This window comes from Variovorax paradoxus, assembly GCF_000834655.1.
Classification (GTDB): domain Bacteria; phylum Pseudomonadota; class Gammaproteobacteria; order Burkholderiales; family Burkholderiaceae_C; genus Variovorax; species Variovorax paradoxus_F.
Map to the genome: position 1 here is coordinate 107,790 of NZ_JXQQ01000012.1, position 8,330 is coordinate 116,119.

The 8,330-nt window shown below is 67.2% G+C and carries 8 protein-coding genes; 4 read left to right on the top strand and 4 right to left on the bottom strand.

What is annotated here, in order from left to right:
• Position 1: 1 nt before the first annotated feature.
• From uraD to RT97_RS06915, 3 genes are read right to left on the bottom strand one after another with little or no spacing between them, the layout of a single operon-like run.
• On the bottom strand, positions 2–1,780 hold the full coding sequence (uraD, locus tag RT97_RS06905) for a 2-oxo-4-hydroxy-4-carboxy-5-ureidoimidazoline decarboxylase (protein WP_042578044.1): 1,779 nt from the start codon (positions 1,778–1,780) through the stop codon (positions 2–4).
• 2 nt (positions 1,781–1,782) lie between these two features.
• Positions 1,783–2,760: an allantoinase PuuE gene (gene puuE, locus RT97_RS06910; protein WP_042578045.1), complete on the bottom strand. Its 978-nt coding sequence runs from the start codon at positions 2,758–2,760 to the stop codon at positions 1,783–1,785.
• A gap of 15 nt (positions 2,761–2,775) precedes the next feature.
• Positions 2,776–3,441 (bottom strand): GntR family transcriptional regulator, encoded by a 666-nt coding sequence (locus RT97_RS06915; RefSeq protein WP_233101840.1) that lies wholly within the window; start codon positions 3,439–3,441, stop codon positions 2,776–2,778.
• A gap of 114 nt (positions 3,442–3,555) precedes the next feature.
• Between RT97_RS06915 and uraH the strand changes: the two genes are divergently transcribed.
• Positions 3,556–3,906: a hydroxyisourate hydrolase gene (gene uraH / locus RT97_RS06920; protein ID WP_042578047.1), complete on the top strand. Its 351-nt coding sequence runs from the start codon at positions 3,556–3,558 to the stop codon at positions 3,904–3,906.
• 2 nt (positions 3,907–3,908) lie between these two features.
• Here the strand turns inward: uraH and RT97_RS06925 are convergent, their stop codons facing one another.
• A complete protein-coding gene (locus tag RT97_RS06925; RefSeq protein ID WP_042578048.1) occupies positions 3,909–4,406 on the bottom strand; it encodes a hypothetical protein in 498 nt (165 codons plus the stop codon).
• A gap of 53 nt (positions 4,407–4,459) precedes the next feature.
• Between RT97_RS06925 and xdhC the strand changes: the two genes are divergently transcribed.
• From xdhC to RT97_RS06940, 3 genes are all read left to right on the top strand, one after another.
• The gene (xdhC, locus tag RT97_RS06930; RefSeq protein ID WP_042578049.1) at positions 4,460–5,266 is read left to right on the top strand and encodes a xanthine dehydrogenase accessory protein XdhC; all 807 of its coding nucleotides are present in this window, start codon (positions 4,460–4,462) and stop codon (positions 5,264–5,266) included.
• A gap of 215 nt (positions 5,267–5,481) precedes the next feature.
• The gene (locus RT97_RS06935) at positions 5,482–6,687 is read left to right on the top strand and encodes a urate hydroxylase PuuD (protein WP_042578050.1); all 1,206 of its coding nucleotides are present in this window, start codon (positions 5,482–5,484) and stop codon (positions 6,685–6,687) included.
• 63 nt (positions 6,688–6,750) lie between these two features.
• Positions 6,751–8,091 carry a glycerate kinase type-2 family protein gene (locus RT97_RS06940; RefSeq protein ID WP_042578051.1) on the top strand — a complete coding sequence of 447 codons (1,341 nt, stop codon included), beginning with the start codon at positions 6,751–6,753 and terminating at the stop codon, positions 8,089–8,091.
• Positions 8,092–8,330: the final 239 nt, after the last annotated feature.

Genomic DNA, 8,330 nt, shown 5'->3' on the forward strand with positions numbered 1-8,330 from the left:
GTCAGTGGGCTTGTTCGGCGGCGAGGTTGTCGAGCAAAAGCTGGAAGGCTTGCACGGCCAGCTGGATGTCGTCGTTGGTGCTCGATTCGAGCGGGTTGTGGCTGATGCCCGAGTTGATGCCGCGCACGAAGAGCATGGCCTGGGGCATCACTTCGTGCAGCTTCATCGCGTCGTGGCCGGCGCCGCTGGGCATGCGGAACAGCGGAATGCCCAGCGCATCGACCGCCTTCTCCCAGCGCTGCTGCCAGTCGGGCGCGCTCGGTGCGGCAGAGGCGCGCATGCTTTCCTCGATCTCGTAGCGAACGCCGCGGCGTTCGCAGATGGCCTTGAGTTCGGCGAGCACATCGGCCGTGAGCGCATCGCGCTGTGCGTTGTTCGGCGCGCGCATGTCCAGGCTGAACTTGCAGCGCCCCGGCACCACGTTGATGGAGCCGCTGGGCACTTCGAGCATGCCGACGGTGCCGACCGAGTCGCCGTCTTTCGCTGCGCGCTGTTCGGTGAAGAGGATGAGCTCGGCCACCGCAGCGGCGGCGTCGCGGCGTCGGTCCATCGGCGTCGTGCCGGCATGGCTGGCCGTGCCGATCACTTCGCCCACGAAGCGCACGCCGCCGTTGATGGCGGTGACGATGCCCAGCGGCAGATCGAGCTCGGTGAGCACCGGGCCCTGCTCGATGTGCACTTCGACAAAGCCGAGGTAGCGCGCCGGATCGCGCTGGATCTTCGGAATGTCTTCCTGCTTGAGGCCCGCGTGCTGCATCGCCTCGCGCATCGTGATGCCGTCGGCATCCTTCTGGTCGAGCCAGCGCTGGTCGAAATGCCCGATGAGCGCGCCCGAGCCGAGGAAGGTGGCCTTGTAGCGCTGGCCTTCTTCTTCCGCGAAGCCGACCACCTCGAAGGCGAACGGAAGGCGCTTGCCTTGCCGCGCGAGTTCACGCACGCACGCGATGGGCACAAAGATGCCCAGGCGCCCGTCGTACTTGCCGCCGTTGCGCACGGTGTCGTAGTGCGAGCCCGTGAGCAGGGTCTTCGCATCCGGCGTGGCGCCTTCGTAGCGGCCGACCACGTTGCCGACCGCATCGATGTGCACCGAGTCGAAGCCCACGTCGCGCATCAGCTTCGAGATCTGCGCGGCGCAGGCGCGGTGCGCATCGGTGAGGTACGTGACGGTGAGCTGGCCCTTTTCGGCGTAGCCCGGGTCGGTGTGCACCGAGAGCTGTTCCTGCCAGTCCCACACATCGTTGCCGAGCGAGACGTCGGCCGCGAACTTGTCGTCCAGGCGGATCTCGGCGATGCGGTGGATGTTGCGCAGCGCTTCGCCGAGTTCGAATTCAGGGTGGTTGAACAGGCGCCGCTCGAAGGTGTCGATGATCTCGCGCTTGGCCAGGCCCGTGCCGCGCGGGCCGCGCACCGCCAGGATGAACGGAAAGCCGAACTTTGCGTTGTAGTCGGCGTTGAGCTTCTGGATCTTCGCGAACTCCTCGGGCGTGCAGTCGGTGAGGCCGGCCTTGCTCTGCTCGTTAGTCGATTCGGCCGTGAGCGACTTGCTGACCATCGCCTTGCCCGCGAGCTCGGGGTGGGCGCGGATGAGGCCGATCTGCTCGTCGCTCGACGATGCGGCCAGCGCCTTCACCAGCGCGTGTTTCAGATGGGCGAGCGACCGGAACGGGCGCGCGGCGAGTGCGCGCTGCGCGATCCAGGGCGAGTGCTCGTAGATGCCGTCGAGCAGGGCGACGGCTTCGGCCGGCACGGCGGCGTTGAGTTGGGCAATGGTGAGGCTCATGGTCAGCTTCCTGTGACGGTCGATGCGGCGTCCGATGTGTAGGGATGCACCTGCTTCCAGTGCCGCGCGATGTCCAGGCGGCGGCAAACCCACACGCGGTCGTGCTGCGCGATGTGGTCGAGGAAGCGCTGCAGCGCGGTGATGCGGCCGGGCCGCCCGAGCAGGCGGCAGTGCATGCCGATGCTCATGATCTTGGGGCTGTTGTCGCCGTTCCCATCGCCTTCGGCGTAGAGCGCATCGAAGGTGTCCTTCATGTACTGGAAGAACGGGTCGGCGTGCGAGTAGCCCTGCGGCAGCGCGAAGCGCATGTCGTTGCAGTCGAGCGTGTAGGGCACGATGAGCTGCGGCACGACGGTGCCGTCGGTCTTCTGCACCTTCATCCAGAAGGGCAGGTCGTCGCCGTAGTAGTCGCTGTCGTATTCGAAGCCGCCGTAGTCGGCCACCAGGCGCCGGGTGCGCGGGCTGTCGCGGCCGGTGTACCACCCGAGGGCGCGCTCGCCGGTGAGCTTTTCGATGGCTTCCATGCCCAGGCGCATGTGCTCGCGCTCGGTGGCTTCATCGAGGTTCTGGTAGTGGATCCAGCGCCAGCCATGGCAGGCGATCTCGTGGCCCAGTTCCTTGAAGGCGGCTGTGAGCTCGGGGTAGCGCTGCAGCGCCATGCCCACGCCGAACACGGTGAGCGGCAGGCCGCGCTTCTCGAACTCGCGCAGGATGCGCCAGACCCCCGCGCGCGAGCCGTATTCGTAGATGCCTTCCATGCTGATGTGGCGATCCGGAAAACTGGCCGGATTGAACATCTCGGAGAGGAACTGCTCGGAGCCCGCGTCGCCGTGCAGCGTGGCGTTCTCGCCGCCCTCTTCGTAGTTGAGGACGAACTGCACCGCGATGCGCGCGCCGCCCGGCCACTGGGCATGCGGCGGGTTGCGGCCGTAGCCGACGAGGTCGCGCGGGTAGGGCAGGGTGGTGTCGTAGACGGTCATGAGGTCAAGGGCTTTTCAGGACAGCGCAAGAGAGATGTCGTTGGTCGGAACCTTGCGGTCGAAGGTGAGGTTCGCCTCGACGTGTTCCAGGTGTTCGGTCATGAGGCGCACGGCGCGCTCTTCGTCGCGGGCGGCTAGCGCCTTCACGATGTCGGCGTGCTCGTCGTTGGAGTGCTCGGCCGCGCTCGTGCTCTGGTACATGAGCGTGATGAGGGCGCAGCGCGAAATGAGTTCGCCGAGGATCTGCGCCAGCACCGTGTTGCCCATGAGCTCGGCCATGCGCACGTGGAAGTCGCCGAGCAGCTCGGTGCGGCCCGAAATGTCCTCGCCCGACACGGCGGATTTTTCAAGTGCGACGTGTTCCTTCAGCGCCTTGATCTTGGCCGGCGTGACGGTGCGCACGAACTCGCGCGTCATCTCGGCCTCGAGCATGCGGCGCACGGCGAACACCTGCTTGGCCTCGTCGACCGCCGGGGCCGCCACGAAGGCGCCGCGCGCCGGCTCCAGGCGGATCAGCTTGTTCTGCGAGAGCTGGAACAGGGCCTGGCGCACCAGCGTGCGCGACACGCCGAAATGATCGGCCAGCTTCTGCTCGGCGAGCTTGGTGCCGGGCTGCAGGCGGTGCTCGACGATGGCCTTGGTGAGGGCATCGACGATCGAACGGGTGGTGGAGGACTCCATGTTTTTCATGATAGACCCAAAGCCGGTAACTGTATACACTTTTGTCCACCGGAATTTCCCGCACCCGATTCGAGCCCCTCGCTCGATCTTTCCCGATCTTTGAAGGAGCGCCCCATGGGCTTGAGCACTCACGTACTGGACACGATGCACGGCGGCCCCGCGGCCGGCATGGAGGTGGCGCTGTACACCACCGACGGCGAAGCCGCGACGCTGGTGAAGCGCTTCACGTTGAATTCGGACGGCCGCAGCGACGGCCCGCTCTACGACAACCACTCGATCAAGGTCGGCACCTACCGGCTGGTGTTCGACGTGGCGGATTACTTCAAGGCGCGCGGCGTGAAGCTGCCCGAGCCGAACTTCCTCAACAAGGTGTCGCTGGATTTCGGCGTGGCGCACACCGACCAGCACTACCACGTGCCGCTGCTGGTCAGCCCGTGGAGCTACTCCACGTACCGCGGCTCCTGAGGTCAGTCGCCTTGTTGTTGCCCTTCGGTCAGCGTGTCGAGTTGAAAACGACCGCTCTTGTCCCAGAGCCAGGTGTCGGTCCACGTCACCGCGCCGAGGCGCGTGGCGGCCGGGAAGGGCGCGGCCTGCAGCACGGCGCGCTCGATCTCGGCGATGACCTCGGGCGCATGCTGCGGCGCGCGCAGCCAGTGCATCGAGACCACCTTGCCGCCCGTGTCGAGGTTCACCTGCAGCGTGCCGACCGCATAGAGGATGGGCGGCAGTTGCCCGCTGTAGATGCGCGAGCGGTTGAGGTCGTACACGTGGCGCGCGGCATCGCGCCGGTAGTCGCGCGCAGTGGCCGCGTTCGATGCGCGCGGCACGGCTCCGGATGCGCCGGCCTTGGCGCCGCTCAACTGGCCGGGAACGGCCCCGGGGCTTCCGCAGCCAGCGAGCCAGAGCGCTGCGGAAAGAACGGATGCCGCCAAAGCAAGGCGGCGCGGCGTAAGCTGGGCATTCATCGCCGGGTTTATACCGTGAGTCCTCGCGGACCCGGCAACCGAAGGTATCGGGCATGAGCGGCGCGGTCAATCAACTGCTGGCACGTCTTCGCACCGAAGACGCGGTGCTGGTGCGCGTCGAGTCCACGCAGGGCTCGGCGCCGCGCGAGGCCGGCACCTGGATGGCGGTGTGGGCCGATGCGCTCACGGCCACCATCGGCGGCGGGCAGCTCGAATTCCAGGCCACGCAGGAAGCGCGCGAACTGCTCGCGGGCAAGCGCGCCATCGATGGCATCCAGCGCTATCCGCTCGGCCCGAGTTTGGGGCAGTGCTGCGGCGGTGTGATGTACCTGTCCTACCGGCGAATCACCGCGGCCGACGCGCATGTGCTGCAGCGCGAGCTGGTCGCGCAGCTCAAGCCCGTGGCGCTGTTCGGCGGCGGCCACGTGGGTGCCGCGCTCGCACGATTGCTCGCGGCGCTGCCCTTCTCGGTGCGCTGGATCGACAGCCGCGACGGCGTGTTCCCCGACGAGCTCCCCGCGCAGATCGACACCGAGCATTCCGAGCCCGTGCAGGACGCCGTGGCCGCGCTCGCGCCCGGCAGCCGCGTGCTCATCATGAGCTTCAGCCACGCCGAAGACCTGGACATCGTCATCGCTTGCCTCAAGCGCCTGCGCGCGCGCAACGACCTGCCTTACATCGGCCTCATCGGCAGCAAGACCAAGTGGGCCACCTTCAGCCATCGGCTCGAAGCGCGGGGCTTCACGGCCGAGGAGCTGGCCCGCATCACCTGCCCGATCGGCGTGCCCGGCATCACCGGCAAGGAGCCCGAGGTGATCGCTGTCGCGGTGGCGGCACAGTTGTTGCAATCGCTTGGCTGAACAGGGTTTTCCCGGCGGCGACGCTGCAAAAAACCAACCCGACACTTGCCAAAACTGTATACACTTTCGGTCCACAACAAGCCGCAGCGGAGCGAGGCCCATTACATGGAGCCTGCGTTCGCGGCACTTTCTCTGCTTACAGCGCCCGCAGTGGTGAGCAGGCTGAAACCCCGTCTCGACGTCCTCGCGCGCCGACCGGGCTGAGAGAGCACCACATGGAAAGCTATTACCTCGACTGGGCCAACCTGCTGCTGCGCTGGGTCCACGTCATCACCGCCATCGCCTGGATCGGCGCCTCCTTCTACTTCGTGATGCTGGACAACAGCCTCGAGAAGCCGCAGGACCAGGAATCGCTCGACAAGGGCGTGGGCGGCGAGCAGTGGGCGGTGCACGGTGGCGGCTTCTACAACATGCAGAAGTACGCGCTGGCGCCCAAGAAGCTGCCGGACCACCTGCATTGGTCTTACTGGGAGAGCTATTCCACCTGGATCACCGGGTTCACGCTCTTCACCATGTCGTACCTGTGGAATGCAAGCACCTACCTCATCGACAAGTCGAAGATGGACTGGCAGCCCGGTGCCGCCATTGCCGTGACGCTGGCCTTCTTCGTGGTCTTCTGGATGGTCTATGACGGCATCTGCCAGATCTTCGGGCGCCGCAAGAACGGCGACACCATCGTCGGCGTGCTGATCGCGATCTTCATCGTGTTTGCGACCTGGCTGGCCTGCCAGTGGTTTGCGGGCCGCGCGGCATTTTTGCTGGTGGGCGCCATGATGGCCACGACGATGAGCGGCAACGTGTTCTTCTGGATCATCCCCGGCCAGCGCAAGAACGTGGCCGCGCTGCGCGAAGGCAGGCCCGTGGACCCGGTGCACGGCCAGCGCGGCAAGCAGCGCAGCGTGCACAACACCTACTTCACGCTGCCGGTGCTGTTCGCGATGCTGAGCAACCACTACAGCTTCACCTACACGCACAAGTACAACTGGATCGTCCTGCTGCTGATCATGCTCGGCGGCGCGGCCATTCGCCAGTTCTTCGTGGTACGCCACCGTTTCAAGCTCGGCAACGCGGGCAACCCGCTGCCGTACGCGCTGGTCGGCATCGTCGTGCTGGGCCTCACGATCGTGTGGATGAAGCCCGAGCCGGCCGCGGCCCCCGTGGCTGCTGCGGCGGCGCCCGCGGTCGCATACGCCGACGTGCAGAAGGTGCTGGAGCAACGCTGCTTCATGTGCCACGGCGCGGCCGTTCAGATGAAGAACGTGCGCGTCGATACGCCCGACCAGGTCGCCGCGCATGCGCAGGCGATCTACCAGCAGGTGGTGGTCACCAAGATCATGCCGATGAACAACGCGACCGGCATCACCGATGAAGAGCGGGCCTTGATCAGCCGCTGGTTCCAAGGCGGCGCCAAGACAAACTAGACCGCGGTCAAGAGGGCGGGCCGCCGCTCCCCGCACAATCGCCGGATGGAGACAACGCAAGCCATGACCGCATCGACCCCGTCCTTCGGGCCCGCACCCGATCCGCGCGAAGCCCCGCGCGCCTTCCTCGAACACCTGTACCGCGTGGCGGTGGACCGCGCGCTGCCGCTGTCCACGCTCGGCGCCCATCTGCCCAAGCCGCCCAAGGGGCGCACGCTCGTGCTCGGCGCCGGCAAGGCAGGCGGCTCGATGGTGCAGGCGCTCGAAGCCCTGTGGCCGGCCGATGCGCCGCTCTCGGGCCTTGTCGTCACTCGCTACGACCACATTCCGCCGCGCCCCGAAGGCGTGCCCCGGCGCATCGAGATCGTAGAGGCGGCGCACCCCGTGCCCGATGCAGCCGGGCAGCAGGCCGCCGAGCGCATCCTCGCGTTGACGCAGGGCCTCACGGCCGATGACCTCGTGCTGTGCCTGATCTCCGGCGGCGGCTCGTCGCTGCTGGTGCTGCCGGCCGAAGGCCTCACGCTGGCCGACAAGCAGCGCATCAACAAGCAACTGCTCGACAGCGGTGCCGGCATCGGCGAGATGAACTGCGTGCGCAAGCACCTCTCGCGCATCAAGGGCGGCCGGCTCGCGGCAGCCTGCGCGCCGGCACGCGTGGTGACGCTCACCATCAGCGACGTGCCCGGCGACGATGCGGCCGTCATCGCGAGCGGCCCCACGGTGCCCGATGCGACGACGTGCGCCGATGCGCTGGCCATCCTCGACCGCTACGGCATCGAGGTACCCGCGCCCGTGCGCGCCCAGCTCGAAAGCGGCGAACTCGAAACGCCCAAGCCCGACGACAAGGCCTTCACCGGCCACGAGACCCACATGATCGCCACGCCCCAGCAGTCGCTCGAAGCGGCAGCCAGGGCGGCGCGCGAAGCCGGCATCGAGGCCCACATCCTCAGCGACGAGATCGAAGGCGAATCGCGCGAAGTCGGCAAGGTGCATGCCGCGCTGGCCCGCGCCGTGGCGCACCGCGGACAGCCGTTCGCACGGCCCTGCGTCATTCTTTCGGGCGGCGAGACCACGGTCACGATCCGCCCGCGCCAGCCGGGCCAGGCCAAGGGCCGGGGCGGCCGGGCGGGCGAGTTCTGCTTGGGCCTGGCCGGTGCGCTCATGGGGCAGCCGCAGGTCTGGGCGCTGGCCGCCGACACCGACGGCATCGACGGCGTGGAAGACAACGCCGGCGCCTTCGTCACGCCCGACACGCTGGCGCGTGCAACCGCCGCGAGCAGGAAGCTCTCGGACCACCTCGACCGCAACGACGCCTACGGCTATTTCGACGCCATCGGCGACCTGTTCGTGACGGGGCCGACGAACACCAACGTCAACGACTTCCGGGCGCTGCTGATCCTGTAGCGGAGCGGAAAAAGGGCGATTTCCGGGCCTCGGCGGGGTCGGGTGAAGTCGGGTTAATCTATGCACCCGGCGGCGATTTGCCGCCGTTGTCGCATGCGCACTCTCCCAGGGTGCCGCATCGCGCACCCCAGATTTCCCCTTTTCATCATCCAGTCCCGAAGGAAAAGTTCGCCATGACCGCCACCTACACCGACACCCGCCTGCTGATCGACAACGAATGGGTCGATGCCACCGGCGGC

What these genes read in the sequence shown, in the direction of transcription:
- uraH (WP_042578047.1), top strand. Translation starts at nt 3,556, where the DNA reads ATGGGCTTGAGCACTCACGTACTGGACACGATGCACGGCGGCCCCGCG.
- RT97_RS06935 (WP_042578050.1), top strand. Translation starts at nt 5,482, where the DNA reads ATGGAAAGCTATTACCTCGACTGGGCCAACCTGCTGCTGCGCTGGGTC.
- RT97_RS06915 (WP_233101840.1), bottom strand. Translation starts at nt 3,441, where the DNA reads ATGGAGTCCTCCACCACCCGTTCGATCGTCGATGCCCTCACCAAGGCC.
- RT97_RS06940 (WP_042578051.1), top strand. Translation starts at nt 6,751, where the DNA reads ATGACCGCATCGACCCCGTCCTTCGGGCCCGCACCCGATCCGCGCGAA.
- xdhC (WP_042578049.1), top strand. Translation starts at nt 4,460, where the DNA reads ATGAGCGGCGCGGTCAATCAACTGCTGGCACGTCTTCGCACCGAAGAC.
- puuE (WP_042578045.1), bottom strand. Translation starts at nt 2,760, where the DNA reads ATGACCGTCTACGACACCACCCTGCCCTACCCGCGCGACCTCGTCGGC.
- uraD (WP_042578044.1), bottom strand. Translation starts at nt 1,780, where the DNA reads ATGAGCCTCACCATTGCCCAACTCAACGCCGCCGTGCCGGCCGAAGCC.
- RT97_RS06925 (WP_042578048.1), bottom strand. Translation starts at nt 4,406, where the DNA reads ATGAATGCCCAGCTTACGCCGCGCCGCCTTGCTTTGGCGGCATCCGTT.